At 66.5% G+C, this 26,447-nt stretch carries 21 protein-coding genes and 1 pseudogene; 12 read left to right on the forward strand and 10 right to left on the reverse strand.

The annotated features are described in order from the left end of the window. Positions 1-151 precede the first annotated feature (151 nt). The 4 genes from WT97_RS10865 (at position 152) to WT97_RS10880 (ending at position 4,532) form a co-directional block, all read left to right on the forward strand. Positions 152-1,069 (forward strand): LysR family transcriptional regulator, encoded by a 918-nt coding sequence (locus WT97_RS10865; protein WP_059789634.1) that lies wholly within the window; start codon positions 152-154, stop codon positions 1,067-1,069. A 214-nt stretch (positions 1,070-1,283) separates the two neighbouring features. Then, positions 1,284-2,333 carry an Ldh family oxidoreductase gene (locus WT97_RS10870; protein WP_060353411.1) on the forward strand — a complete coding sequence of 350 codons (1,050 nt, stop codon included), beginning with the start codon at positions 1,284-1,286 and terminating at the stop codon, positions 2,331-2,333. 141 nt (positions 2,334-2,474) lie between these two features. Continuing rightward, complete coding sequence (locus tag WT97_RS10875) at positions 2,475-3,755, forward strand: MFS transporter (protein WP_060353412.1); 1,281 nt, start codon at positions 2,475-2,477, stop codon at positions 3,753-3,755. Positions 3,756-3,800: 45 nt separating this feature from the next. Then, entirely contained in the window at positions 3,801-4,532 is a 732-nt protein-coding gene (locus WT97_RS10880; protein WP_060353413.1) for an ABC transporter substrate-binding protein, read from the forward strand. Positions 4,533-4,563: 31 nt separating this feature from the next. Here WT97_RS10880 and WT97_RS10885 read toward each other — a convergent pair whose 3' ends face one another. The 8 genes and pseudogenes from WT97_RS10885 to WT97_RS10920 form a co-directional block, all read right to left on the reverse strand. Then, the gene (locus WT97_RS10885) at positions 4,564-5,766 is read right to left on the reverse strand and encodes an MFS transporter (protein ID WP_060353414.1); all 1,203 of its coding nucleotides are present in this window, start codon (positions 5,764-5,766) and stop codon (positions 4,564-4,566) included. A gap of 212 nt (positions 5,767-5,978) precedes the next feature. Further along, positions 5,979-8,315 carry a hypothetical protein gene (locus WT97_RS10890; protein ID WP_060353415.1) on the reverse strand — a complete coding sequence of 779 codons (2,337 nt, stop codon included), beginning with the start codon at positions 8,313-8,315 and terminating at the stop codon, positions 5,979-5,981. A 56-nt stretch (positions 8,316-8,371) separates the two neighbouring features. Next, positions 8,372-10,645 carry a LamG-like jellyroll fold domain-containing protein gene (locus tag WT97_RS10895; RefSeq protein ID WP_060353416.1) on the reverse strand — a complete coding sequence of 758 codons (2,274 nt, stop codon included), beginning with the start codon at positions 10,643-10,645 and terminating at the stop codon, positions 8,372-8,374. Positions 10,646-11,050: 405 nt separating this feature from the next. Continuing rightward, positions 11,051-11,453 (reverse strand): annotated as a pseudogene (locus WT97_RS32605) (M20/M25/M40 family metallo-hydrolase); the annotation flags it as partial. Between the two features lie 36 nt (positions 11,454-11,489). Continuing rightward, positions 11,490-12,584 carry a TrkA family potassium uptake protein gene (locus WT97_RS10905; RefSeq protein WP_059500269.1) on the reverse strand — a complete coding sequence of 365 codons (1,095 nt, stop codon included), beginning with the start codon at positions 12,582-12,584 and terminating at the stop codon, positions 11,490-11,492. A gap of 61 nt (positions 12,585-12,645) precedes the next feature. Continuing rightward, positions 12,646-13,980 (reverse strand): FAD-binding oxidoreductase, encoded by a 1,335-nt coding sequence (locus WT97_RS10910; RefSeq protein ID WP_060353417.1) that lies wholly within the window; start codon positions 13,978-13,980, stop codon positions 12,646-12,648. Positions 13,981-14,622: 642 nt separating this feature from the next. Beyond that, positions 14,623-14,898, reverse strand: coding sequence for a hypothetical protein (locus WT97_RS10915; RefSeq protein WP_060353418.1), 276 nt, complete (start codon positions 14,896-14,898; stop codon positions 14,623-14,625). A gap of 168 nt (positions 14,899-15,066) precedes the next feature. After that, positions 15,067-15,276: a hypothetical protein gene (locus WT97_RS10920; RefSeq protein ID WP_059500266.1), complete on the reverse strand. Its 210-nt coding sequence runs from the start codon at positions 15,274-15,276 to the stop codon at positions 15,067-15,069. A gap of 487 nt (positions 15,277-15,763) precedes the next feature. On the opposite strand from WT97_RS10920, the gene WT97_RS10925 reads away from it, so the two are divergent. Both WT97_RS10925 and WT97_RS10930 read left to right on the forward strand, forming a co-directional pair. Next, the gene (locus WT97_RS10925; protein WP_027780902.1) at positions 15,764-16,618 is read left to right on the forward strand and encodes a helix-turn-helix domain-containing protein; all 855 of its coding nucleotides are present in this window, start codon (positions 15,764-15,766) and stop codon (positions 16,616-16,618) included. Between the two features lie 118 nt (positions 16,619-16,736). Beyond that, a complete protein-coding gene (locus WT97_RS10930) occupies positions 16,737-18,404 on the forward strand; it encodes an ATP-dependent helicase (RefSeq protein ID WP_060353419.1) in 1,668 nt (555 codons plus the stop codon). 48 nt (positions 18,405-18,452) lie between these two features. On the opposite strand, the gene WT97_RS10935 is transcribed toward WT97_RS10930, so the two are convergent. After that, a complete protein-coding gene (locus WT97_RS10935) occupies positions 18,453-20,012 on the reverse strand; it encodes a methyl-accepting chemotaxis protein (RefSeq protein ID WP_059500264.1) in 1,560 nt (519 codons plus the stop codon). 230 nt (positions 20,013-20,242) lie between these two features. Between WT97_RS10935 and WT97_RS10940 the strand changes: the two genes are divergently transcribed. Continuing rightward, positions 20,243-21,757, forward strand: coding sequence for an MDR family MFS transporter (locus tag WT97_RS10940; RefSeq protein WP_060353473.1), 1,515 nt, complete (start codon positions 20,243-20,245; stop codon positions 21,755-21,757). 57 nt (positions 21,758-21,814) lie between these two features. Here the strand turns inward: WT97_RS10940 and WT97_RS10945 are convergent, their stop codons facing one another. Further along, positions 21,815-22,813 (reverse strand): quinone oxidoreductase, encoded by a 999-nt coding sequence (locus WT97_RS10945; RefSeq protein ID WP_060353420.1) that lies wholly within the window; start codon positions 22,811-22,813, stop codon positions 21,815-21,817. A gap of 131 nt (positions 22,814-22,944) precedes the next feature. On the opposite strand from WT97_RS10945, the gene WT97_RS10950 reads away from it, so the two are divergent. The 5 genes from WT97_RS10950 (at position 22,945) to WT97_RS10970 (ending at position 26,393) form a co-directional block, all read left to right on the forward strand. Further along, positions 22,945-23,817: a LysR family transcriptional regulator gene (locus WT97_RS10950; RefSeq protein ID WP_060353474.1), complete on the forward strand. Its 873-nt coding sequence runs from the start codon at positions 22,945-22,947 to the stop codon at positions 23,815-23,817. A gap of 80 nt (positions 23,818-23,897) precedes the next feature. Then, positions 23,898-24,458, forward strand: coding sequence for a GNAT family N-acetyltransferase (locus WT97_RS10955; RefSeq protein WP_060353421.1), 561 nt, complete (start codon positions 23,898-23,900; stop codon positions 24,456-24,458). A gap of 9 nt (positions 24,459-24,467) precedes the next feature. Beyond that, on the forward strand, positions 24,468-25,307 hold the full coding sequence (locus WT97_RS10960) for a MerR family transcriptional regulator (protein ID WP_060353422.1): 840 nt from the start codon (positions 24,468-24,470) through the stop codon (positions 25,305-25,307). 378 nt (positions 25,308-25,685) lie between these two features. After that, complete coding sequence (locus WT97_RS10965; RefSeq protein WP_011549079.1) at positions 25,686-25,889, forward strand: cold-shock protein; 204 nt, start codon at positions 25,686-25,688, stop codon at positions 25,887-25,889. Positions 25,890-26,168: 279 nt separating this feature from the next. Next, positions 26,169-26,393: a hypothetical protein gene (locus tag WT97_RS10970; RefSeq protein WP_059500259.1), complete on the forward strand. Its 225-nt coding sequence runs from the start codon at positions 26,169-26,171 to the stop codon at positions 26,391-26,393. Positions 26,394-26,447: the final 54 nt, after the last annotated feature.

Genomic DNA, 26,447 nt, shown 5'->3' on the forward strand with positions numbered 1-26,447 from the left:
ATGGCTTCGCACGCCGCGCACCGGGCAAGAATGGGGCGCGCCGCAACACGGGATGATCGCGCCGGCGAATTCGTGTGCCATACGCACGAATTGACAGCCCCGATCGGTGCACTGAAACTGAGCATCCCTTTCCATCGCGGCGATCACCGGAATGAATTTCGAGATATCGGACTTGCGGGCCTTCGTGGCGACGGCCGACCTCGGCAGCTTTCGCGCAGCGGCCGACACACTGCATCTGTCGGCGTCCGCGCTATCGCGCCGGATCGAAAAACTCGAGGAGGTGCTGGGCGTCAGGCTGTTCGAGCGAACGACGCGGAAGATGGACCTGACGATCGTCGGTCGCGGGTTTCTCGAGCGCGCTCACCGCATCCTCAACGAAGTCGACAACTCGATGCTCGAGTTCGACGATCTTGCACGCAAGATGACCGGCGAACTCACGGTCGCGTGCGTGCCGTCGGCGGTGCGCTACTTCCTTCCGGAAACCATTGCGACCTATCATCAGCGTTACCCGGGCATTCGCCTTCGTCTCATCGACGAGCCGTCGTCGATGGTTTTCCTCGCCGTCGCCCGTGGGGAAGCCGATTTCGGCCTGACTTACGTCGGCACCGAGGAGCCCGACATCGAATTCACGCCACTGCTCGACGACCCGTTCGTTCTCGCGTGCCCGCGCAGTCATCCGCTTGCAAAACGCAAATCCGTCGCCTGGGCGGAGCTCGCCAGCCTCGAGTATCTGGCCATCGCACAAGGCAGCGGCAATCGCGCGGTCATAGACGAAGCGCTGGCAGGCGTCGCCGACCGGCCCAAATGGTTCTGCGAGGTACGCCATGTACCCGCGCTCGTGAGCCTGATCGAAGCGGGGCTGGGCGTCGGTGTCGTGCCTCGGCTCGCGATGCCCCGCGGCCCGCACAAGGTACTTGCCAGCGTCGCGCTCGTCGATCCGCCGATCCGCCGAACGCTGGGTGTCATCCAGCGGCGCGGCCGCGGTCTGTCCTCCGCAGGCCGCTTCTTCCTTCAGCTGTTGACGGAGATGCGAGCGCCCGGTATGCCGCCCGCAAACGCTGCCGCATAGGCGAAGCGCCGGCCCCGACTCGAGACGGCCCGGCAAGGTCTTCGCGAGTAGGCCAGGGTTGGATTCGATTCGTGCGTACGACGCACCAATCGAACGAAAATATGCGTTTGTTGGGTGAACCGCTCCTGCACGATCATGTGCGAAACGCAAGCGTCGTGCCGTGCGCAGCCGCTTGAACCGCACAGCGTCCAAATCGAAGGAGACAACGCATTCCATGACCCAGCCCACTCCCACCCATGGCATCGTCAGCAAGGCCCATCTGACCGAGCTGACCGTCGAAGCACTCTGCGCGCTCGGCCTGACGCGCGCCGACGCGACGGACACCGCCACGATCCTCGTGCTTGCCGATCTGTTCGGTTTGCGCACGCACGGCACGAGCCGCATCGAGTCGTACGGCGCGCGACTGCGCATCGGCGGCATCAATCCCGTGCCTTCGATCACCGCCGAACAGGTGGCGCCGGCGCTTCACCGCCTCGACGGCGACAACGGCATCGGCCCGCTCGTCGGCTATCGCGCGCTCGATCTGGCGATGACCGCTGCACGCGAACATGGCATCGCCTGTGTGTTCGTGCGCGGCAGCAACCACTTCGGCCCCGTCTCTCCGTATTCGTACCTCGCCGCGATGCAGGGCTTCGCCAGCATCATCGGCAGTAACGCGACGACGACGATCGCGCCGTGGGGCGGCACCGACGCTCGCCTGGGCAACAGCCCCGTCGGCTTTGGCGTCCCGAACCCGAATGGCCGTCCGTTCATGCTCGACATGGCGATCAGCGTCGCGGCACGGGCGAAGATTCGCAACGCGCTCAAGCGCGGCGAACCGATTCCCGGCGATTGGGCAACCGATGCACACGGCAAACCGACCACCGATCCGAAAGCCGCGCTCGATGGCTTTCTGCTGCCGATCGGCGGCCACAAGGGCTACGGCCTCGCGCTGGTGGTCGATCTGTTCGCGGGACTGCTTTCCGGCGCGGCCTATCTCACGCACGTCAAGTCGTGGGAAGACGATCCTGAACAACCGCAGAATCTCGGCCACTTCTTCATCCTCGTCGATACGGCCAAGCTCGGCAGCACCGAATGGCTCGCCACGCATATGGCCGACCATGCGGCGATCCTGCACGGCTCCAAACCCGCCGATCCGGGCGCGCCCGTGATCGTGCCCGGCGAGATCGAACTCGGCCGCCTGGAGCGCCAGATGGCGGAGGGCATCGATATCGGCGCGGCCCAGCTCGCCATGCTGGAAGCGATCGCGCATCCGCGGCGCTGAACGCGTCGTTCGCGAGCGTGGCCCGCCACGCTCGCGCCGTTCCGAACACACGGCGCGGCGGCGAACCGACCAGGCGGCGGACCGGATGGCGCGTACGAGCGCCCGGCCGTCAAGCACATAACAAGCTCCAGGGAGCGACAGGTGACAAACATTCGATGGCGCATCGTCCTGCTGCTGTTCATCGCAGGCTTCATCAACTATCTCGACCGTGCGGCGCTGTCCGTCGCCGCGCCCGCCGTCATGCGGGAACTGCATATGTCGCCGAGCAGCCTCGGGCTGCTGTTTTCGACGTTCTTCATCGGCTATGCGGTATTCAATTTCATCGGCGGATGGGCGGCGGACCGCTGGGGCGGCAAACGGGTTTTCTCGGGCGCAGTCCTGACGTGGTCGTTGCTATGCGGCGCGACCGGCCTTGCCAGCGGCTTCGGATCGCTGCTGGCCGTGCGCACCCTGTTCGGCATGGCCGAAGGTCCGCTCGCGACGACGATCAACAAGATCGTGAACAACTGGTTTCCGCACAAGGAATCGGCGACCGCGTTCGGCTTCGCGAATTGCGGCCTGCCGCTGGGCGGCGCGGTGGCGGGACCGGTAGTCGGCCTGCTGACGGCCGCTTACGGCTGGCGCGTCGCATTCGCCGGAATCGCGTGTTTCGGCCTGCTCTGGCTGGTGTTCTGGGTGTTCATGGCGACGGACAAGCCGTACCAGCATGCACGCGTCTCCGCTGAAGAACGCCGGCTGATCGAATCCGATCGAAGCGTCGCCGAAAGCCCTTCCGACCTGCGGCCCCTCGGCTTCTACCTCAGGCAGCCCGCCATTCTCGCGGCGATGATTTCGTACTTCGGTTACAGCTACATCCTGTTTTTCTTTCTCACGTGGTTCCCGACCTTTCTGACGATGGACCGTCACCTGAGCCTCAAAAGCATGAGTCTCGCGACGGTGCTGCCCTGGCTGCTGGGGTTCGTCGGCTACGGACTGAGCGGCGTGCTGTCGGACCTGATCTTTCGCCGGACGGGCAATGCCCTGCTTGCGCGCAAGCGGGTATTGATCGCCTGTCTCGGCACGGCAGGCGTGTGCGTCACGCTGGCCGGCGCCGTGACCACGACGCTCGGTGCGCTGCTGTTGATGGCCGTTGCGGTGTTTGCCCTTTATCTGAGCGGCAGCGCCTATTGGGCGCTGATCCAGGACACGATCCCCGGCCCGAAACTCGGCAGTGTCGGCGGATGCGTACATGCGATTGCAAACTGCGCAGGCATCGTCGGCCCGGCTGCAACCGGCTTTCTCGTGCAGGAAAGCCATACGTTCCTCAGCGCGTTCTTTCTCGCGGGCGGTATCGCGCTGGCCAGCGTGCTCGCCGTGGCGATACTGCTGAGGCCTCGCGCGCCGGCGCCACGCGCATCGAGCGATGCGCGGGTCTGTGGTTGAAGGCCCCGCGCCCACCCATGAAAGTCAGTTCTTCTTACCATCGACATGAAACCCGATCCATCCGTCATTCGCGCATTCACCCCTGCCGGCAAGCTGCGGGCATCCATCAATCTTGGGAATCCCATTCTCGCGGGCAAGGACACCTCGGGCGCCCCGACCGGTGTGTCGGTCGACCTGGCGCGCGCCTTTGCCGCAACGCTCGGTGTCGCGCTCGAACTGGTGGTCTTCGATACGGCGGGCAAGTCCGTTCAGGCGGTCGGCGACGAGCGGGCAGACGTCGGCTTCTTCGCCATCGATCCACGGCGAGGAGAAACCATCGCGTTTACCGATCCGTACGTTCTGATCGAAGGCTATTACATGGTGCGCGATGCATCGCCGATTCGCACCAACGACGACGTCGACCGGCCGTCGATCCGCGTGGCCGTTGGCGAGGGAAGCGCTTACGACTTGTTCCTGACGCGCGAATTGAAGCATGCGCGGATCGTTCGTGCGCCGACGTCTCCGACCGTTGTCCGCACCTTCCTCGACCAGGGTCTGGAAGTCGCCGCCGGCGTCAAGCAACAGCTCGAGGCAGACGCACGTCGAGCCCCCGGCCTGCGCTTGCTCGACGAGCGATTCATGGTGATCCGTCAGGCGATGGGCTTGCCGAAGCGTCGCGGTGCGGCGGCAGCCGAGACGTTGCGCGCCTTCGTCGAGGAAGCGAAGACATCCGGGTTCGTCGCCGAGGCACTCGCGCGGCACGGGATTACCGGCGCGTCGGTTGCACCTGCTGCATAGGCCGATACGGCCCACGCGTCGCGGCCTGGCGTCAGTCCGGCACGCGCGCAGTCGATCGGGTCCGGACCACGCCGACGGCGACGAGCGCGCCGCCCAGTATCGCCATGCCGATCGACGTCAGCGTCACGACGAGTGCAACGCGCCCGTGATCGGAGAAGAGCCCGACGAGCAGCCCGGCAAGCGGCTGTGTCGCGTTGTTCAGCAGGACGATGACGCCCGTCGTCTTGCCGTAGTCCCGAGGGGGGATGATCGCCTGCCGTGCGCTGCGGATATACACGTTGAACATCTTGTCGAAGCCGATGACCATCAGGAAACCGGCAACGTACATCGCAATCGAACCCGACGTGCCCATCACGAGGCCGCCTGCCGCGATCGCAACGAAGGCGACGATGCCGAGCCGCACGCGCGATACCTCGATACGCGCGACGAACAACAGGATCGCGACCGTCGCGATGGCGCCCGCGACCTGCAGCCCGGCATAGAAACCGCCTGACTGCCGAAACGTACCGGTCACCATTGCGGCCGACGTCGCAAGTGTCGTCCCGATCACGAGGTTTTCCGCCGCCGCGAGCAGGACCAGCCGCAAGAGCCCCGGCAGCGTGACGACATGCGTCAGCGCCACGCCGAACGGCGCATACCATGGCCCCGCCGCGCGTTCGGGAGGCGCCACGCGCGCCGTGCTGGTCCGTTGCCATACGAACATCGCCATATCCGCCGCGACAAACAGCAACGCCGCGCAAGCGACGGCCCACTCCCAGGTGCGCCATCCCAGTAGCGCCGCCGCGACGATCGGCCCGAGCACGACACCCGACTGATCGGCGAGCTGCGTATGGGCCAGCGCTTTCTCGAAACGCTGCCGCGGAAAAATCTGTGGCAGCAGCACCTCCCGGGCGACGAGACCTTGGCTCGTGAGTGCACCGCATACGGCGGACAGCGCGATCAACCAGCCGATTCCGCTCCAGGCGACATAGCCGACGATGCCGATCAGGCAAGCGACGGCCCGGCTGGTCTGGCTCACTCGCAACACACGAATTGGCGACACGCGGTCGCTCAGTGCACCGCAGATCGGAAAGGCGATGAATCGCGGAACCGTTTCGACGAAAAACGCGAGGCCGGACCATGTCGCTTTCTGAGTGACCTGAAAGACGACGAGCGGCACCAGAAAGAGCAGCATCTGGTCTGCCAGACGCGACAGAAAGAGAGAACCTAGAAAGGCCGGCTGCTCGACACGCATTGCGCGTATGCCTCTGCAAGATTGATCGGAAGGTGCCCGCTGGGTACGCCTGCTTCGCCGGACGCTCGGTACGTCGATCCGGACGCGCCGCCGATGTTGCGCGGCTCGGAGCGGACCCGCCGACAAGCACGAGATCCTCACCCTTGCCGCCATTCAACCACGCGCTCCGTCCGGTTGCAAACGCAACCGGACGGTTGACAGGCCGATCGACCTCAATTGCTGAAGATCAGACCGCGAGCGGCGCCATTGACGTAAATCCGGCCGTACGTGTTCCAGTCGCCGGCCATCACGCCGGAGTCGCCGAATTGGTGCGCGTCGTCGTTGAAGCGCGCCCACGTTGCGCCGCCGTCGTCGGAATGGTAAATGCCCCAGACGCCGTTCAGCGTGCCTTCCACGTACACCGCGGCCGAGTACGGCGAACCGGTCGGCGCCTTGCCTAACGCGATCACGGTGGCGCCCGGCGTGCCGTTGGCCGACGCAAAGGCGCCGAGCTTCGCCCAGGTCGCCCCCGAGTCCACCGAGTGGTACACGGCCGTGCCGTCGGCCAGCCAAAGATCGCCCTCCGCGTTCGGATTGACCGCCATCGACGTATCCCGCCACGAATTCCAGGCCAGATTCGCGTTCACCGAGCCCTGGCTCAGCATGAACGTGTGGCCGCCATCGTTCGAGACGTAGATCTTGCCGCGCTGCCAGCTCCACGACGCACCGCCCGAATCGTACGCATAGACCTTGTTCGGGTTCTTGCGGTCCGCGGCTAGGCGATAGGCACGCGGGAAGCCGTTCCAGGTGGCGCTGAACGCCGGCAGGTTGGTCGCCGTCCAGCTGGCGCCATTGTCGGTGGTGTACGACGGCACCGAGTCCGGCGGTGCCCAGGTCACGTTGTTGCGGGACGGGACCGCCAGGTTGCCCACGTTGCCCTGGCTTGCCGCGGCGCCGTTGGGCAGCGACGCGAACGTCGCCCAGCTATTGCCGCCGTCGCCCGACCAGAAGCCCTTGGTGGCATGGCCGTTGGCGTTGTCGACGCCCGCGGCAGCGATGTACGTCGGATCGGACCACGACATATCGGCCGAATTGCCGCTGCTCCACGTGTTCAACGGGCCTTTCGTCGGCCTCGTCGAGAGGTCCGTATTGACCCACGTGCCGATGTCGCCGGCGCTGTTGATGAAGTTGTACGACGCACCGGGCGGCGCCGTGACGAGTGCGAGCGTCACGGTTTCCTCGAGGTTGTCGACCTTGGGGCTCCAGGTTGGCGTGGGCGACGACGCGTTCATGGTTTCACAGATACCGCCGCCGTGGACGTGCATGATGTGATCGCGATTGGCGGGGTCGATGGTGACGCTTTCCACCCAGCCGGCGCAGCCATCCGAGGCCGTGCCCGTATGCGGCATGCCGGCCTCGATTTCGCGCCACGTGTTGCCGCCGTCGTCGGACAGCTGGATGGTCTTGCTGGTGTCGCTCCAGCCGGTCATACCCAGTGCGATTCGGGCGGACGAGCCCAGACCGGAGACGGACAGGCCGCCGAAGCCGTTGCTGCTGGAACGGTTGAGCAGCGTCCAGTTGCCGTCGTTGCTGCCGCCGAACTTGTAGAGATAGCTCGGTCCGCCGATGCCCTGGCCGACGCCCGCGTTGAACACCACGTAGAAGTTGCCGTCGGACGTGCGCACGACGTGCGGGATGTAGTAGCCGGACACCGTCGGCGGGACGGGCACCGGGGTCCACGAAAAGCCCCCGTTGGTGGACTTGTACAGGGTCGACGTCAGGCCCGCTGCGTTGGCGTAGTCCGGGGCGACGGTGGCCCACATGATCCAGGTCGGCTGGCCGCTGCCCTTGCCCGACGTATCGAAGATCACCTGTTCGACGCCGATCGGGGAATTGCCGCCGCCGATCGTGGTGGAGGACAGACCCGTGACCTGCGCCCACGTGCGGCCCGAATCGGTACTCTTCCACAGGCCGGCCGTGCGCGATCCGTAGAACAGCGTCGACGGATTGTTGGGGTCCACCTGCAGGCGCTCGCCGGTAGCCCGGCCGTTGTCGTTGCCGCCCACCGGGAACGGCAGATCGTAGTGCGTCCAGCTGTTGCCACGATCGCTGGAGATGTAGATGCGGCCGTTGTGACCTTGCGTCACGGTAATGCCGGCCATCATGTAGACGAGCTGGTCGTCGTTCGGGTCGAGTGCGAGGCTTTCGACGCCGTGGAAGTCGCCCTCGCCCGCGCCGAAACCGATGCCGTCGGTGATGGGCGTCCATGTCGAGTCGGTCGCGTTCCAGCGGTATGCGCCGCCGACGTCGGTGCGTGCGTACAGCAGGCTCGCGTTGGTCGGATGATAGATCAGGCCGGTGACGTAGCCGCCCCCGCCCCACTTGACGCTGGTCCAGCTGGCCGCCGGCAGGTTGCTGCCGCTACCGTTTCCGCCGGTCTGGTCACGCTTGGCGGCGACATTGGCCCCCAGGCTGGACGTGCCTGTCGTGCTGTCGGATCCGCCACCACAGCCCCATAACGTACACGCCATCGCCGCGACGGCGATCCGTCGTCGAGAAAACACGGTCATCGGAGAAATCCTTGAAGGAAGAGGTTCATCGCAGGGCCCGCCATGGGCCCGCGCAATCAATTCGCCATGAGCGATGCAATCTGCGCAGCGCCGAGCGCACCGCGATAGATGCGGAAATCGTCGATCAGGCCGTTGAACGTGGCGTCGGCACTGTATTGCGATTTGCCCAGCCAGTTCTGCGTGGTACCGCCAAGGCGGAACGGCGCCTGGAACATCGCCGTGTTGGTGCTGACGGGCGTACCGTCCACGTAGATCGTGCCGGTCGCCCCCGACAGCGTGACGGCCACATGCACCCATCGCTTGCTCGGCAGCTCGGCGGGGGCGTCGACGATCTGTTCCGGAGGGCCGTCACCGGGGCCGTTGGCCGTCATGGCGAAGCGCATGCCGGCCCAGCCGTTGCGCGACTGCCCGCGCGGCGTGAACATCATGTAGCGGTGGAAGCCCGTGCCGAAGTCGAACAGGCGTGCCCACGTCTGCGAGCCGTTCCAGAACACCCAGCTGGCGATGGTGAAGTCCGACACATCGGTCAGCACATCGTCGGGCAACGCCACATACGCGCCCGAGCCGTTGAGCGAGACCGCGTTGCCGTTGCGCCCCGCTGCCCACGTTGCGCCGTTGAGCGTGCCATTGCGCCCGTTGCCCGAACGATCGGCGGCCGTGATGCCGCTGCCTTCATCGAAGGCGAGGTGCGCAAGCAGCTGCTGCGCCGTGATCACTTTCACTTCGTTGGAGTGCGCCGATTCGCCCGCAATCGTTTGCGCTGTCACGACATAAAAATACGTGCCGGCACCGGCTGGCATGTCGGTATAGGTCAGCAGATCGGCGATCCCGCTCTGGATGGTGCTGTACGGTCCGCCGGCAATGGTCGCGCGCTTGACGTCGTAGCTCGTGGCATTGCTGCTGCCCCACCATGACAGCACCACCTTGCCCGCGCTGGCGTAGCCGGTCAGGCCGGTCGGCGTGGCGGCAGCGGGGCCGGGGTCGAGCGTGCAGGTGAGCGTGCCGTAGCCGAGCTGGTCGAAGCCGCCACTGTTGGGGCCGTAGTTGCCGCCACCGCCTTCCGGTGCCACGAGTTCGGCTGCGCGCTTGGTGTAAGGCGCCGCCAGGCCCTTGCGGTTGATGTAGTGATTGGCCACCAGCGCCCAGCAGGGCCGCCCCAGCGCGCTGCCTTGCCCGCCGGCGGCGAACTGCGTCTGGATGACGCCGGCGCTGTTCTGGTACGTGACGAAAGGCACCGTGTAGAACGCGCCGTCTGCCTGCTTCAGGTTCGCCTTGGCCACGTATTCGGCGCCCGCCAGAAAGCGGTTGTTGTCGTAGCCGTACAGGTCGATGCCCTGATTCCACGCCATTTCGCAAATGGCGCCCGTCAGTGCAATGCCCAGCACACTGTGCCCCTGGTCCCGGCCGGCTTCCTGCCATTGCCCGAGGTTGCCGGGATGCATGTAGTACACGGCCTGCCGGATACAGCCGTTACTGCCACCGGTCTTGAAATGGGTGACGGCCTCGTCGACGAGCCCGGCATCGTCGCACAGCACGCCAATGGCGAGGACGCACGCGACGTTGGCCAGTCCCCAGTTGGCCCAGTAGTGCGTGTCCATCGCGGTGTCGATACGGGTCAGGAAAGCATGGCTGACCGGGTAGAAGACATTGCGCATCATCGCCTGAAACGCGGCGAGGCCGGCCGGGCTCCAGCCGCTGTAGCTGCGCATGATTTCGGCTACGTTGGCGAACTCGTAGCCATAGATGCCGGCAGCGAGTGCCACGTCGCTGCCGCCGAGCGTCGTCAGCGTCGAGGCCCATCGGTCCAGATACTCCACTGCCTTGTCGGCGTAATGCTTGTCGCCCGACACCTTCCAGCGCAGCGCGTCGCCGTAAGCGGCAGCGATGTCGTTGTAGAGGGCGCCGTAGTTCTGACCATGCGTCGGATCGTTGCCGCGATAGATGCCGACCTGCGGGTTAGGCTCGTTCGTCAGGCGCGTGTGACCGTTGGCAGCGAGCACGTTCCAGCTGTCGATCCACGGGGAAGCGTGCGCGCCGACTTTCGCGCGCATGCGTTCGAAATCCGCGTCGGTATGCAGCAAGCCAGGATGCGTGAAGGTGCGGGTTTGGGCAGTGCCTGCCGACGTCGCACCTGCGTCGATACCGTCCGAAGTCGGGGCCACGGCGGACGCTTGGCCGCCGTTGTTTGCCGATGCACGCTCACCGCCCGTAACCGCGTTCCCTCCGTCGCCGCCGCATCCGGCCAGAAGCGTTGCACCGAGCCCCATCACGAAATGGCGTCGTGCAACATTGTCGATGTCGCCAAGTGCGACGATTTCCCCGGATAGCATCGTCGATGCTCCCTTGTCTCGCATGTCTGGATCCCCTGTTTTTAGCTATCGTCAACGCGACGAAAATGTACTATCCGTTCCGTATCCATCAGGAACGGGGTGCATTCTATCCAGTGTGATAGGGATCCAATCAAGCGGAAAATAACAAATTCACCGATGACACGCACTTGTCACATCGGTGATGCAGGGATCGAGGAATGTGCGGAGCGGTCGGGTACAGCCGCAGAACTGGGCAAAGGTCGTCATCGCTTGCGAAGTACGAATGTCGCTTCATCATCCGACACCGACGCGAGACCTGAAAACTTTCACGGAATCCTTTCTATTCGTTAAACGAAATAAAATCGTCACCGGCCGTGATGTCGTGAAAAGCGGCGTCAACTCCCCTGCAGTGCCGGCACTGCCTCCCTACCGCCCCAAAACCCGCTCCACCAGCCTCACGAAATAACTCGCCCCCACCGACAGCAACGCATCGTTGAAGTCATAGCTGGCGTTATGCAGCAGGCAAGGCCAGCCGCCATGCCCGTGCACGCGATGATCGCTCGCCCCGTTCCGGAGAAACGCATAACAACCCGGCTTCTCACGCAGCATGAACGAGAAATCCTCCGCCGCCATAGTCGGCTCAACGGCTGCTCACCTGCGCGTCGCCCACCAGCTCACGTATCACCATCACCGCCACCGCCGTCTGCTCGGCGTCGTTCACGGTCGCCGGATACTGGCGCTGGAAATCCACGTCGCTCTCGCAATCGAAGGCTGCGGCCGTCGCGGCCACCACGGCGCGCATGCGCGTCTCGATCAGATCGAGCGTCGCATGCCCTCATGGGCACATGACCCAAACCAGACGCCCTCACGCATCCGCATCCGGAATCCGCGCCGACTGAATCACCACCAGCGTATCGCCCGCCTCGATCCTGCACGGCGGATCCTCGTAAAACGAATGGATCTTCCCGCAGCGATCGAGCCCGACCACGATCGCACCCGGCACGACGTTCGTCATGCAGCCGATTTCATGCGGCAACGCCTCGCGCTCCAGCAGCGTCGCGCGACCGCGCGTCGACAGCATGTCGTTCACGAACGGCACGATGTAGCGGCTATGGACCGCATCCGCCAGCAACAGCGCGCCGATCTTCGTCGACGACACGATCACGTCCGCGCCGGCCTGCCGCAGTTGCCGCTGGTACAGGTTTTCCTGGATCCGCACGACGATCTTCGTATCGGGCGCGATGCTGCGCACCGACAGCGTCAGCAGGATCGCGGTCGGATCGTCGGTCACCGAGATGATCACGGCCTTCGCCGCGCGCACCTGCGCCTGCTGCAGCAGATCCTCGTGCGCCGGATCGCCGAGCAATCCCGTCACGCCGAGCGACGTCGCCGCTTCGAGGGCCTGCTGTTGCGAATCGATCACGATGATCGTGGCCGGATCGACGCCGCTCTCCAGCAACTCGCGCACCGCGATCGACCCCGACAGGCCATACCCGCACACGACGATGTGATCGGACAGTTGCTTCTGCAGGCGTTTCATGCGGAATTCCTCGACGACGCGCTGGATCACGAACTGATACGCCGTGCCCAGGAAAATGAACCAGATGCCGATGCGGATCGGCACGATGAAGAATGCATCGAGCAGGCGCGCCCGCGCCGTGACGGGCACGATATCGCCATAGCCGACCGTCGCGACCGTGACCATCGTGAAGTACACGAGATCGGCCACGGTCATCGGCGTGCTCTTGGTCGAATCGCGCAGGCCGTCGCGATCGAGATACAGCACGAGAAACGCAAGCGTGCACAACAGCACGACCGCGCCGAGGCGGAACAGCAGCGTGCGCCGCGGCGATGTCGCGGGACGCGTGAACAGCGTGCGTGCGCGCGGCGCCTGCCACGGATCGCGGGCGCGACGCAGACGCAAGCGCAACGAGCGGCGCTGATCGGATGGCGTTGCCAACGGGAAATCTCCTGAAGGATGCGGGCTCGATTCTACGACGGGAACGCGTGTGCGCGGCCGGTCACAGCATGCTGCGCGGCCGCACCATCGTCCCGTCGACGAAACGCCGCGCACGAAACGCCGAGAGGTCGAGCGACGGCGCGCCCGTGTCGATCCATTCGGCGAGCAGCCGGCCGACGATCGGCCCCATCGCGAAACCATGCCCGCAGAACCCGGTCGCGATCGCGAGCCCCGCCGGCGTGCCGGGCGCATCGATCACCGGAATACCGTCGGGCAGCACGTCGATCAGGCCGGCCCATGCCTCGACGACCTGCGCATCCTTCAGCGCGGGAAAGATCGCCTTGAGCTTCGCGAGCGCGCGCGGCGCATGTGCGCGATTCGGCTGGGGCTGCGGATCGCGCGGCTCGATCGGCCCGGTCGAGCCGTTGATGCGTGCGAGCACGTCGCGCCATGCGGACGCACCCAGATGCAGCCGGAATTTGTCGCGCTGCGACCAGAATTCCGGCCAGAAGAGACTCAAGCCGCGCAGATGGCCGAGCGTCAGGTCGACGTCGACCTGCATGTCGTCGGCGAGATTGATCGCACCGTTCTTGCGCTGCCGGATGCCGAGACCATGGCCCCACACCGTCGCTGCGGACACCGGCGGAACCACGTTGGTGCGCATGCAGGTGCCGCGCACGGCCTGCTGCGGCAGCCGGATGCCGACGCCGTCGAGCAGCCGGAAACTGGTCGCGCCAGCCACGCAGATCACGCGACGCGTGCGGATCGTGCCGCGCTCGGTCGCCACGCCGACGACCGCGCCGCCGGCCGTCTCGATCGCGGTCACACCGCAGCCTTCGAAGAAACGCGCGCCGGCCTCGGTCGCGCGCGCCGCGAATGCGGCGGCCACGCGACGCGGCTCGGCCTGCCCGTCGGTTGCCGTATACAAGCCGCCGAGGGTACGCGCGTGCGTCGACAGCCCCTGCACGCGCTCGTCGATCTGGGCGCGCGTCAGCGTGCGCGTGTCGAGCCCGTGCTCGCGCGCGACGGCGAGCCACGCCTGGAACGAGGCCCAGTCGTCTTCGTTGTCCGCCATGTAGAGGCAGCCGCCCTGCCGCCATTCGAGATCGAAGCCGAGCGCCTGCTCCAGGCCTTCCCATATCCGCATGCCGGCCATCATCAGCGGCACTTCGGCCGATTCGCGCCCCTGCTGTCGCACGAAGCCCCACGCGCGCGTCGATTGCTGCCCGGCGATGCGCGACTTGTCGAGCACGACGGCTTTCAGGCCGCGCAGGCCGAGGTAGTAGGCGGCCGCGCAGCCCATGATGCCGGCGCCGGCGACAACGACGTCGGCTTCGGATGGAAACGCCGTATCGGCGTGGCTCAATGCGTCGTGCAGCGGATAGGTGGTGGTCATTGTTTTCTGTCGGAGGTCGATGCATGCCCGGCGAAGCTTATCGCGGCGACGGCGTCACATGAAGCGATAAATTTCGGAAAACCGTCATTCGGCCATCCCTTCGGGTCCGTCATCGCATTGACGCCGACCGCGGTGGCGCGGCCTGCCGAAGCCATGGAGCCTGAGCCGGAGCCGCATGTTGCGCCGACGATTGCCATCGCTCGAGCGTCGATACCGGCACCGGTGGAATCGTCGGCCGATGCCGGCTCTCCGACACCCGGCGCCGTTGCGGAAATTCCATCCGACAATGCGAGGTCGCCGAGCGCAACGCGAACTGCTGCGTCGAGAGGAGCTCGGCGCCCGACGCGATCGCCTTCTCGCCCATCCGGATTTTTTATCGATAAGGACTACAAATGTAACGACAGGCAATACCCGATCAATGCCGGAGCTGTTCGCGCTGGATCAGCTTCGGCGGCTGCTGTCCGTCGAGCGGGACGACGGCGAGCCGTTCGCGTATATGCCGACGTAGCGCGAACGCGCAATCGATGTGCGTCGGCTCGGCGGCGTCGACGGCGACATGTCGAGCGCTCGATAAACCTCGCGGCCGTTTCAATCGGGACTTAGCGGTCGGCGCGGCGGGAAGCCGCCGCCACGCCGGCGTCCTCAGTGCGAATAGCGCGTTTGAGTGCCTGCGGTGCGGTCGAACGGCTGCAGCCTCGCAAGCTGCTCGATCGACATCGCGACGACTTCGAGAACATGCCGCGCGATTTCGTCGTCGGCCATGCCCGCGTTGATGTACCGCTCGATGCTCATCGTGCGGGGCGGATAGCTGCCGGTTTCGTCATCGACGATGTCGATCCTGGCTGTACGCTGCTCGGGCGACAGCACAATCTGGACAGTTTTGCCGTGAACGACGGTCTGCATGCACAAAGTGGACATTCGCAGTCTCCGATTGCGTTGGCTTCGGACGATCGATACCTCACAACAGGAGTCGTCAATCTACAAATTTCCGGACGCATTCGCAATATTCAGGCACGAATTCCCCGTCGTTCGAGACGCAGCACCGCCGGTCGACCCGATGCCCGCATTGCACGGGCATGCGCTGCGCTACGCATAGCGGCTCAGCCATTCTTCGGAGAATTGTCTCGCGTACGCGACCGCTTCGGCTTCGGTGTCGAATTCGCCCAGCTTGCGGAACGCAGCCTCACGGCTGAAACCCACCTTCGTGACCTCGACCTGCGCGGCGTATTTGCCGGCCTCCGTCATGCGCGGCTCGCAGTTCATTTCGTATCCGCGCATCAAGAATTTCTTCTGCATCGGTTCAACACGTTTTTTGAAACGGCGGAATCGTAGCACGCAGCTACGCCGGCCTGAAAAGTGTATCCGCGTCGGTCTCACTAGAGGAAACCGTCGATGGATCGCCTTCCAGGAACTTCGACGATCCGTCGCGCGATATCCTGAAAAAATGGGGCGGCTACGTCGGTCCGGCGCGTCCGCGCCCTGCGTTGGTGCATCGTGCGGCGATTACCTGCCGCCTCGTGTGGAATCGCATTGCGGCCGACAGGAATGCGGACCGGAAGGTGTCGAACGCGTCATCACAGGCATGCGCCGCGTCAAGCCGGGCGTAACTTCGTGACACACCTTTCACACAAACGCACCTTTCACCATACTGAATGACGACCATTTTGCGGTAAAGTTATCTTTTCCGTGCGTGGCCGGTCGGCTCGCCATTGGACGTCATGAAGACTGTCCGCCGAGACTGCCGCAAGGCGTCGTTCTGAACGTCACGATCCGTTCCCGTAGCATGACCACTGAAGCAATCACCACGGATTCCCTCGCGGTTGCCGAGCGCGTGCGCGAGCTGATGACCCGCAACGGCATCGGCAAGCGCCAGCAAACCACCGAGCTGTGCCGCATCCTCGATCTGAGTTTCTCGCAAGGCCACCGCAAACTGCGCGGCAGCAGCCCCTGGACGCTCGCGCAGATCAAGAAAGTCGCCGAAGCGTACGGCGAACCGGCCGCGCAGCTGTTCGGCGCGCAAACACTCGACCCCGGCATGGTCGGCGCCTATTCCCAGGAAGCCGTCCTGTATGCGGGCGTCGCCGAGATCCCGTGCACCGCCTGGATCGGCGCGCCGCTCGAAGCCGGTGCGCGCCCCGAGTTCGTCGCGTACGAACAGAACGGCCGCTGGCGCGTGCTGCGCCATACCGGCGTGCTGTACCAGAACGCGTACGACGTGCACAAGATAGAGATCTACCCGCGCCGCGCGGAGAGCGACAAGCTCGTCGTCGCGGTGATCGATCCCGATCGCGTCAGCGCGACCGAGCTGTGCCGCTATCTCGAACGGCAGGGTTTCGCGACGGCCGCGTTCGACGGGCTCGCAGCATTCGTCGACGCGCTGCAGGGCCAGGCCTTCGACGCGGTCCTGACCGAATGGCTGTTCGACGACGGGACGGCCGCGACCGCGATCAAGGCCGTGCGCACGTCCGACAATCCGGGCGCGCCGATTTTCGTGCTGACGGGCGACCTGCTCACCGGCCGCGCGAGCGAAGCCGACATCAGCGAAGTGATCCGCGCGTTCGACGTGGTGTGCTACGAAAAACCCGCACGCATGGCGATCCTCAGCGCCGATCTGGCGAAGCGCCTCGCGCGCGGCTGACGTCCGCCGGGCCTGCCGCCCGTCGAATGGCCAACGCATGCGCCGCGGGCATGAACCGGTTCCTCAGTACAATAGCCGCACCCGTTCACGCGCACGCCGGCATCCGCCGCCCGACTCCATGGCCCGCCTCATCCCCGACGACTGGAAAAGCCTCGCCGCGACCGGCGCGGCCGAACGCGAGCGCGAAACGCTCGCCGCGCTCGAACACGCGCTACCCGACAGCTACACCGTGTATCACGGCGTCCACTGGACGCGCGCCGACCAGGCGTTCTCGGTGTTCGGCGAAGCCGCGTTCGTCGTCGTGAGTCCGGCCGGCCGCGTGCTGCTGATCGAGCAGAAGGCCGGCTTCCTGCGCGAAACCCCGAAAGGGCTCGTGAAGGTCTACCTGCAGAAGGAACGCAATGTCCCGATCCAGCTCGCGCGCACGCAGGAGACGCTGCACCGGCGCCTGACGGCCGCGCTCGGCGCGGGCGTCTACGGCGTCGAGGCGCTGCTGTACTGTCCGGACTATTCGATCCGCGACGCGTCGATCGCCGGCGTCGCGCCCGAGCGTATCGTCGATGCGTCGCGCAAGGCGCAGCTCGCGCAAGTGATCCTGCAGATCCTGCCCGAGGACGACGCGCCCTTTCCGAACGCGCCGAAGCTCCACCATTTCCTCGCGGACGAGCTCGCGCTCACGCCCGACACGAGCGCGCTCGTCGGACAGGCCGGCACGCTCGTCACCCGGCTGTCGGGCGGGCTCGCCGCATGGGCGCGCCAGCTCGCGTTCACGCCGTTCCGGCTGCGCGTCACCGGCACCGCGGGTTCGGGCAAGACACAGCTCGCGGTGCAGGTAATGCGCGATGCGGTCGCGGCCGGCCAGCGCGTGCTCTACGTATGCTTCAACCGGCCGCTCGCCGACTACATCGCGCGCATCGCGCCGCCCGGCGCGAAGATCGCGAACTACCACCAGCTGTGCGACTGGGTCGCGCGCGACGGCGGCTATACGCCCGACTTCCAGGTACCCGGCGAATTCGAACGGCTCGAGGCGCGCTTCGCGCAAACGCCGATTCCCGAACGCTGGCGCTTCGACGTGCTGGTCGTCGACGAAGGGCAGGATTTCCACGCGCCGTGGGCGGCCGCGCTGGAGCGCCTGCTCGCGCCGGACGGCGCATGGTGGTGGCTGGAAGACCCGCTGCAGAACCTGTACATGCGCGAACCCGTCGCGCTGCCCGGCTGGGTCACGCTGAAGGCGCTCACGAATTACCGCAGCCCGCGCGACCTGCTCGAATTCGTGCGCGACGTCGTCGGCCGGGCCGAGCCGCTCGCGGCCGAACTGCGCTCGGGCAGCCCGTTCGACGGCTCCGATCCGTCGGTGTCGGCATACGGGGAAGATGGCGCGTCGGGCGACGCGTTGGCCCAAGCCTGCATCGACGCGACCAAGCGTGCGATCACGCAGGCGCTGTCGCTCGGCTTTCGCAAGCAGGACATCGCGGTGCTGTCGTACCGCGGCCGCGAAGGCTCGGTGCTGGCATCCCTCGACCAGCTCGGCCCGCACCGGATCAAGCGCTTCACCGGCAAGTACGACCTGTTCGGCAACCCCGAGTATCGCGACGGCGACGTGCTGCTCGATTCGATCTACCGCTTCAAGGGCCAATCGGCGCCGTGCGTGATCCTGACCGAAGTCGATTTCGACACGCTCGACGCGCGCGCCGCGCGCAAGCTGTTCGTCGGCGCGACGCGTGCGACGATGAAACTGCTGATCGTCGCGTCGTCGCGCGCGGCCGGGCAACTCGCGGCCGGTTGACGCGGCGGGCGGTGCGCCTGCCCGCCGCCGCGCCGCCGTCATTTCGCTTCAAGCGACCCGAAACGCCCCCACCGCGCGACGCAGCCCATCCGCCTGCTCCTCGAGCGACGCGGCAGCCGCGGCCGCCTGCTCGACCAGTGCCGCGTTCTGCTGCGACACCTGATCCATCTGCGACACTGCGCGGTTCACCTGCTCGATCCCGTCGCGCTGCTCGCTCGATGCGGCCGCGATCTCCGTCATGATGCCCGTCACGCGCCCGATTGCCTGCTGGATGTCCTGCATCGTCGCGCCGGCCGTACCGACGAGCCGCGAGCCGGTCGCGACACGCTCGACCGATTCGCCGATCAGCGTGCGGATTTCCTTCGCCGCGGACGCCGAGCGTTGCGCCAGCGTGCGCACCTCGCCCGCGACCACCGCGAAGCCGCGGCCCTGCTCGCCCGCACGCGCGGCTTCGACCGCCGCATTCAGCGCGAGGATGTTGGTCTGGAACGCGATGCCTTCGATCGTGCCGATGATGTCGGCGACCTTCTGCGAGCTCCGGTCGATCTCGTTCATCGTGCCGATCACCTCGCCGACGACCGTCGCGCCGCGCGTCGCGATCTCGCTCGCGCTGTCCGCGCAGGCCTGCGCCTCGAGCGCGTGATCGGCGTTCTGCTTCACGGTCGCCGTCAATTGCTCCATGCTCGCGGCCGTCTCCTGCAGCGCCGACGCCTGTTCCTCGGTGCGCTGCGACAGATCGGTGTTGCCGGCCGCGATCTGGTGCGTCGCCGTCGAAATCGCCTCGGAACCCTGGCTCACCTGGCGCACCGTATCCGCGAGGCTGCGCTGCATGCCGGTCACGCCCTTGACCAGTTCGGCCATCTCGTCGCGCGACGACCAGTGCACTTCCGACGTGAGGTCGCCGTCCGACAGCCGACGGAAATGCGACAGCAGGCGATTCACCGGCTGCGTGATCGCGAAATGCAGGCCGACCGCGCAACCGAGGCACGCGGCCAGGCCGAATGCGATGCCCGCGATCGCGCCCATGCGCATCCAGCCGTAATAGGTCTGCGCGGTGTCGTACACGTCCTTGCCGCGCGCGGCCTGGTATGCATCGAGCGCGTCGGTCGCCTGCGTGAGCGCGACCGACAGGGGCGGCGCGACCGTCATCAGCAGCCGGTCGGCTTCGTCGCGTCGCCCTTCGCGAATCGCCTCGATCATCGGCTTCAGCGCCTGTCCGATCAGCGCCTGGCGCGCGGCATCGAGGCGGCTCGCCAGCGGGCCTTCGTCGTCGCCGTGCGGCATCGCCGCGTAATTGCGCCACGCCGTGTCCGCCTTCGCGAGATAGCCCTCGGCCTTCTTCACGAGATCGGGCACCTCCGGCGCTTCCGGATGCAGCAGCGCACGGTCGAGCGTCGTACGCACGATCGTCAGGTTCAGGCTCGCCGCGGCCAGCGCGGTCTTCGCCGCCAGTTGCCGCGTATAGGCCTCGTCGAGGGCGCGGTTCGAGCTCTGCATGCCCGCGAGGCCGATCAGCCCCGACACGACGAGCAGCGCGGCGACGAGGCCGAGCGTGGAGAAAATCCGCGTACGGATCGAGAAACGGGAAAACAGGGCGTTCAGGTTCATGACGGCACGTGAGCGATGAAAAGCGCCGCGGCAATCGGTCCGCGGCAAGCTGTATTACGGTTTGCCTGCAAAAAACTTGAGTCCGTCCCTGCTTCGCGGCTGACCGCGATCAATTTTTCGGGCGGCAATTTCCTGTTACGACTGCAACATATCGAGTCTGGGCAGAAATTGACTAGGCAATCATCCATGGCTATATTTCGACTCAATTCCCTGCCATGGCAGATATTTCGATGACACCCCATACGCTCCTCACTTCCCCGTCCGCGGACGCGGCCCGCCGCAATGCGCCGACCGGGCTGATCGTCGCCGCGCTGCTGCTCGTGATGCTGCTGTCCGCGCTCGACCAGACGATCGTGTCGACCGCGCTGCCGACGATCGTCGGCGAACTCGGCGGGCTCGACCAGTTGTCGTGGGTCGTCACCGCGTACCTGCTGTCGTCGACCGTGGTGCTGCCGCTGTACGGCAAGCTCGGCGACCTGTACGGCCGCAAGATCGTGCTGCAGGTCGCGATCGTGCTGTTCCTCGCCGGCTCCGCGCTGTGCGGCATCGCGCAGGACATGACGCAACTGATCGTGCTGCGCGCGCTGCAGGGGCTCGGCGGCGGCGGCCTGATGGTCGTCACGATGGCCGCGATCGGCGATCTGGTCCCGCCCGATCGCCGGGCGCGCTACCAGGGGATGTTCGGCGGCGTCTACGGCCTCGCGACGATCGTCGGCCCGCTGCTCGGCGGCTTCCTGGTCGAGCATCTTTCATGGCGCTGGATCTTCACGATCAACCTGCCGCTCGGTGCGCTCGCGCTCGCGGTGATCGGCATGGCGTTCCGGCCGCACACCGCGCATGTGAAGCACCGGATCGACTACATGGGCGCCGCGTTCCTCGCGACCGCCCTGACCTGCGTGATCCTGTTCACGAGCGAAGGCGGCTCGCTGCTGCCATGGACGTCGCCCCAGCTGTGGATGACGCTCGTGCTCGGTCTCGTCGCGATCGGCGGCTTCATTTACGAGGAGCGCATCGCGGCCGAGCCGATCATGCCGCTCGACCTGTTCCGCCATCGCACCTTCGTGCTGGTCAGCCTGATCGGCTTCGTGGTCGGCATCGCGTTGTTCGGCTCGGTCACGTTCATCCCGCTCTACCTGCAGGTCGTGAAGGGCTCGACGCCGTCGCAGGCCGGCATGCAACTGCTGCCGATGATGGGCGGCATGCTCGTGACGTCGATCGTCAGCGGGCGGCTGATCTCGCGGTTCGGCTCGTACCGGCTGTTCCCGATCGGGGGGACGCTGATGGGCGGCGTCGCGATGGCGTTGCTGTCGACGCTGGCGCTCGATACGCCGCTGCACACGATGTACGCGTACATGGCGCTGCTCGGGATCGGGCTCGGGATGGTGATGCCCGTGCTGACGCTCGCCGTGCAGAACACGGTCGAATTCCGGCACATGGGTGTGGCGACGTCGGGCGCGACGCTGTTCCGCTCGATCGGCGGCTCGCTCGGCGTCGCCGCATTCGGCGCGCTGTTTTCGCACGGGCTGCAGTCGCGGATGATGCATGCGCTGCCGGCCGGTACCGAGCTGTCGCCCGCGCTCGGCCCGGCCGCCGTGCACCAGTTGCCGGATGCCGTGCGCGACGCGTACCTGCACGCGTTCGCCGGTTCGCTGCACGTCGTCTATCTGTCGGCCGCTGCGGTGATTGCGATCGCGTTCGTGCTCGCATGGTTCGTCGAGGATGCACCGCTGCGCAAGCACCACTGAGCGCCTGCGGCTCGCGATGCGACCGCCGGGCCGCCGCGCGAGCCGCCGCCCCCACCGTCACGCCAGCAGCACGACCCCGCCCGTCGTCGCGCGCGACTCCAGCAACCGGTGCGCGTCGGCCGCCTGTTCGAGCGGCAGCCGCGCGCCGATCTCGACGTGCATGCCGCCCGCCAGCCGGTCGAGCGTCGCACGCGCGGCGTCCCGATACGCGCCGACGTCGCGCGCGATGAAACCGAGCACGCTCGGCCGCGCAAGCGCGATCGAACGGGCCGGGCCCAATTCGTCGAGATCGAACGTCTGCCGCGCGCCGATCGCGGCCACCTGCCCGATGCTCGCGACCATGCCGAACGGACGAATCGCCCCGAGCGTGCGGGTCAGCACGTCGCCGCCGATGCCGTCGATCGCGTAGTCGACACCCGCGCCGCCGCCGAACGTACGCGCGGCCGCGACGAAATCCTCCTCGCGATAATCGACCACCGCTTGCGCGCCGTGCGCGCGCACGAGCGCGGCTTTCGCGGCCGATCCGACCGTGCCGATCACCCGCGCGCCGAGCGCACGCGCCCACTGCGTCGCGAGCAGCCCGACGCCGCCGGCCGCCGCATGCACGAGCACCGTGTCGCCGGCGCCGACCTGCCGGACACGATGCAGCAGCATGTAGACGGTGATGCCCTTCAGCAGCCCGGCGGCAACGGCTTCATCGCTCAGCCCGTCGGGAATCGGCAGCACGCGCTCGGCCGGCATCGTGCGCAGGCTCGCATAGCTGCCGGTCGGCAGGCCGGCGTACGCGACGCGCTGCCCGGGCACGAGATCCGTCACGCCCGGCCCGACCGCGTCGATCACGCCGGCCGCCTCGACGCCGAGCGCTTCCGGCAGCGCGGGCAACGCGTGCGCGCCCGTTCGGAAATAGATGTCGACGAAATTCACGCCGATCGCGGTCTGGCGAATCCGCACTTCTCCGGCCCCGGGCGGCCCGACGGGCGCATCGACGCGGCGCAGCACGTCGGCGTCGCCGTAACGGTCGATCCCGATCCGGATGGCATGGGCGGTTTGGGTCATGGTGTTCCTCGCTATCGAATGAAGTGACACGATCATCTCATCGTGCATAATCGAACGGAATTCACGTTCAACGCCCATCTACTGTGCAAAATTCAACCGATCGAGATTCTGTGGCCGCGCCCATGCTGCCGATGAGCTGGGATGACATTCGCTATTTCCTGGCGGTGATGCGCGGCGGCAGCCTGTCGGCCGCCGCCCGGGCGCTGCAGGTCCAGCATTCGACGGTCGCGCGGCGGATCGACGCGCTGGAGTCGGCGGTCGGGATCCGGCTGTTCGACCGGCTGCCGCGCGGCTGGCCGCCGACCGACGAAGGGCTGCACGTCGCCGAGCATGCCGCGCGCCTCGAAGCCGACGCGCATGCGTTCGCGCGCGCGGCGCAGGGCGCGGCCGCGCTCGACGGCGTGGTGCGCGTATCGGCGTCGCCGGTATTCGCCAGCCATTTCCTCGCGCCGCGTCTGGCCCGCGCGCAGCGCGCATGGCCGGCGTTGCGAATCGACCTGATGGGCGAGATGCATGCGGCGAACCTGTACACACGCGAAGCCGATCTCGCGGTGCGGCTGTCGCGGCCGAGCGAACCGGGGCTCGCCGCGCGCCGGCTCGGCACGATGCGCTTCGCGCTGTGCGCGGCCCGGGAATGGGCGGACGCGCCGCCCGATAGCTGGCCGTTCGTCGGCTACGACGATGCGCTCGCGCAAACGCCGCAACAGCAATGGCTCGAACGCTTCGCAGCCGGGCGTCGTTTTGCGTTCATCGCCAACGACCTGGCCGCGCAGCATCGCGCCTGCGCAGCCGGGGCTGGCGTCGCGCTGCTGCCGCGGTTTCTCGTCGACGATCCGGCCGCGCACGCCGGCGCGCCGCTCGTCGAGCTGACGGCCGCGCCGCGCTGCGACATCGAGCGCGAGATCTGGCTCGTCGTTCACCCGGACGTGCGCCGGTCGCCCCGCGTGCAGCGCGTCGCCGACGCGATCGCCGATGCGGTCCACGCGGCGGACGGCAGGCTGTAAGCCGCCGAAACCGCAAACGGCTTTGCCATGCGCGCCGGCGGCCGGCATAGTAGCGTTTTGATTTCATTCGCCCTAACGCCATGCCTGCCGCTCCCGCCTGCGTCGTTCGCGACGCGACCGACGCCGATCTCGATGCGATCCACGCGATCTATGCGCACCACGTTCACCACAGCGTCGCGTCGTTCGAGGAAACGCCGCCTGACCTCGCCGAACTGCGCGCACGCCGCGACGCGGTGCTGCGCCACGGGTTGCCGTATCTCGTCGCCGAAAGCGACGGCCGCGTGGCCGGCTACGCCTACGCAACGCCGTACCGCACGCGCAGCGCGTACCGCTTCACGGTCGAGGATTCGATCTACATCGACGATGCGCAGCGTGGGCGCGGCATCGGCCGCGCGTTGCTCGCGGCGCTGATCGAGCACTGCGAACGCGGCCCGTGGCGACAGATGATCGCGGTGATCGCGGACGGCGGCACCGGCGGCTCGACGTCGCTGCATCGCGCGTTCGGCTTCGAGCCGGCCGGCCTGCTGAAAGCGGTCGGTTTCAAGCACGGCCGCTGGATCGACACGGCGCTGCTGCAGCGCCCGCTCGGCGACGGCGCGAACACGCACCCCGCCTCGCCCGAGCCTGGCGCGGCGCGCTAGAATGGCCGCATGCCAAAACAGACTCATTCCACGCCCGACGAGGCCGCGCCGGATACCCGCAACGAGTACACGGTCGACGAACTCGCGCGCGTGTCCGATACCACCGTGCGCAACGTCCGCGCCTATCAGGATCGCGGGCTGCTCGCGCCGCCGGAGAAACGCGGGCGCGTCGGCATCTACGACGACACGCACGTCGCGCGCCTGAAGCTGATCAACCATCTGCTCGCGCGCGGCTATACGCTGTCGAACATCCAGGACCTGATCAAGGCGATCGACGAAGGCCACGACCTGCGCTCGATCCTCGGCCTCGAAAACGCGATCGGCGGCCGCTGGTCGCACGAACTGCCGAAAACCTATTCGCTCGCCGCGCTCGCGCAGATGTTCGGCCCGCAGGCAACCACGCAACTGTCGCGCGTGACCGAGCTCGGGCTGTTGGAACGGCGCGGCCTGTCGTTCGTCGCGAAAAGCCCCGCGCTGCTCGAGGCGGCGGCCGCGATGACGAAGGAAGGGATTCCGCCGCGCGAGCTGCTCGACGTGATCAGCCTCGCGCGCCCGCATTTCGACGCGATCGCGCGGTTGCTCGTCGATCTCGTCGTGAAACGGCTCGACCGCTACGACGCCGGCACGCTGCCGCCGGCCACCGACGTGCCGGCACTGGTCGACGCGATCTGGCGCCTGCGCCCGCTCGCGGCCGTGTTCGTCGAGGCCGAGACGAACCGCGCGCTCGAAACGGCCGCCAGCGCGTATCTCGGCGGGCGGGTCGCGACGATCCTCGACAAGAAGCTCAGCGACGAAGCGGCACGGCAGGCCGGTACGAGCGAGACGCAAGGCGACGGCGACGACGCATAGGGCCGCCGCTTGCGTCGGCTCGTCGCTGACAACGCGCGCGTATCCGGTTCGCGGAAAGACCGGCGGCCGTTGCAGGCGGGAACCGCCGTTCTCATGGGTCGGCGAAAGGCCGGCAGCGCCGTTCGGCCCTCGTTCCCGCCGGACGGCACCGCATCGCTCTGCCTACGGTAACCCGCCGCGCCGCAACACAGTTACAAGTTATCGGTTGACGCTAACCCGCCCGGCGGTTACTGTATGCGTCGAAGTCCAAGAAGTCCGATTGCTGTTCATCAATTGCTCGCTCTCCCCCCAGCGGTATTCGTTGTCCTCTCCCTCCTTGACGCTTCAGGCGCTCTCCAACAGAGCAACTCCCCGTATATTTTTTCTCAAGGAATCTTCATGGATACCGGTATCGTCAAGTGGTTCAACGACAGCAAAGGCTTTGGCTTCATCACGCCGGACAAAGGCGGCGACGACCTGTTCGCTCACTTCTCCGAAATCCGCGCCGACGGCTTCAAGACGCTGGCCGAGAATCAAAAAGTGAGCTTCGAAACGAAGCAAGGCCCGAAGGGTCTGCAAGCGGCCAACATCAAGCCGCTGTAAAGTTTGAAGGGCCCGGCCTCCCGCGATGGACGCCGGGTCGCAGCGACATCCCCACGGAGCTTCGTCTCCCAAAGTTGGCGCGATCGGCTCGATCTGCATCTGTTCAGTCAGCAGCTTGCCCAGCGCCACACGTCTCGTTGCACTTCATCCCCCCCTCCGGCCGCAACGCCTTATTTTCACTTTCCGACTGCGTCAGATTCCGCTCGCAATGGCGTTGAATCGGCGTACCCGTGCGTATGGCGCACGGCACGCGCGCACTCGGCCATTATTAAAATTAAAATGGACAACCAACGAATTCAACAGTACAACGGCTATGCCGTCCAACCCTCGGCGCATCGCCTGCCCGACGGGTGTTTTTCATCCAACCTGCTGCTCGAACGTACCGACAGCACGCACGACGAAGGCCGCTACCAGTTCTATTCACTCGATTACTTCGCGAGCGAAGCGCAGGCGCTGGCGCATTCGGCACGCTGGGCACGCAACTGGGTCGATACGCGCGGCTAACGGCAGCGCCCCCAGTACCGGTGCTCATCGCGCATGAGCCGTGGGTGCGGTCGA

This window comes from Burkholderia sp. MSMB1459WGS (genome assembly GCF_001534535.1).
In the GTDB taxonomy this organism is placed as follows: domain Bacteria; phylum Pseudomonadota; class Gammaproteobacteria; order Burkholderiales; family Burkholderiaceae; genus Burkholderia.

Coding starts and splice junctions, on each gene's coding strand:
- WT97_RS10865 (WP_059789634.1), top strand. CDS start 152: ATGAATTTCGAGATATCGGACTTGCGGGCCTTCGTGGCGACGGCCGAC.
- WT97_RS10870 (WP_060353411.1), top strand. CDS start 1,284: ATGACCCAGCCCACTCCCACCCATGGCATCGTCAGCAAGGCCCATCTG.
- WT97_RS10880 (WP_060353413.1), top strand. CDS start 3,801: ATGAAACCCGATCCATCCGTCATTCGCGCATTCACCCCTGCCGGCAAG.
- WT97_RS10885 (WP_060353414.1), bottom strand. CDS start 5,766: ATGCGTGTCGAGCAGCCGGCCTTTCTAGGTTCTCTCTTTCTGTCGCGT.
- WT97_RS10890 (WP_060353415.1), bottom strand. CDS start 8,315: ATGACCGTGTTTTCTCGACGACGGATCGCCGTCGCGGCGATGGCGTGT.
- WT97_RS10895 (WP_060353416.1), bottom strand. CDS start 10,645: ATGCTATCCGGGGAAATCGTCGCACTTGGCGACATCGACAATGTTGCA.
- WT97_RS10910 (WP_060353417.1), bottom strand. CDS start 13,980: ATGACCACCACCTATCCGCTGCACGACGCATTGAGCCACGCCGATACG.
- WT97_RS10915 (WP_060353418.1), bottom strand. CDS start 14,898: ATGTCCACTTTGTGCATGCAGACCGTCGTTCACGGCAAAACTGTCCAG.
- WT97_RS10920 (WP_059500266.1), bottom strand. CDS start 15,276: ATGCAGAAGAAATTCTTGATGCGCGGATACGAAATGAACTGCGAGCCG.
- WT97_RS10925 (WP_027780902.1), top strand. CDS start 15,764: ATGACCACTGAAGCAATCACCACGGATTCCCTCGCGGTTGCCGAGCGC.
- WT97_RS10930 (WP_060353419.1), top strand. CDS start 16,737: ATGGCCCGCCTCATCCCCGACGACTGGAAAAGCCTCGCCGCGACCGGC.
- WT97_RS10935 (WP_059500264.1), bottom strand. CDS start 20,012: ATGAACCTGAACGCCCTGTTTTCCCGTTTCTCGATCCGTACGCGGATT.
- WT97_RS10940 (WP_060353473.1), top strand. CDS start 20,243: ATGACACCCCATACGCTCCTCACTTCCCCGTCCGCGGACGCGGCCCGC.
- WT97_RS10945 (WP_060353420.1), bottom strand. CDS start 22,813: ATGACCCAAACCGCCCATGCCATCCGGATCGGGATCGACCGTTACGGC.
- WT97_RS10950 (WP_060353474.1), top strand. CDS start 22,945: ATGAGCTGGGATGACATTCGCTATTTCCTGGCGGTGATGCGCGGCGGC.
- WT97_RS10955 (WP_060353421.1), top strand. CDS start 23,898: ATGCCTGCCGCTCCCGCCTGCGTCGTTCGCGACGCGACCGACGCCGAT.
- WT97_RS10960 (WP_060353422.1), top strand. CDS start 24,468: ATGCCAAAACAGACTCATTCCACGCCCGACGAGGCCGCGCCGGATACC.
- WT97_RS10965 (WP_011549079.1), top strand. CDS start 25,686: ATGGATACCGGTATCGTCAAGTGGTTCAACGACAGCAAAGGCTTTGGC.
- WT97_RS10970 (WP_059500259.1), top strand. CDS start 26,169: ATGGACAACCAACGAATTCAACAGTACAACGGCTATGCCGTCCAACCC.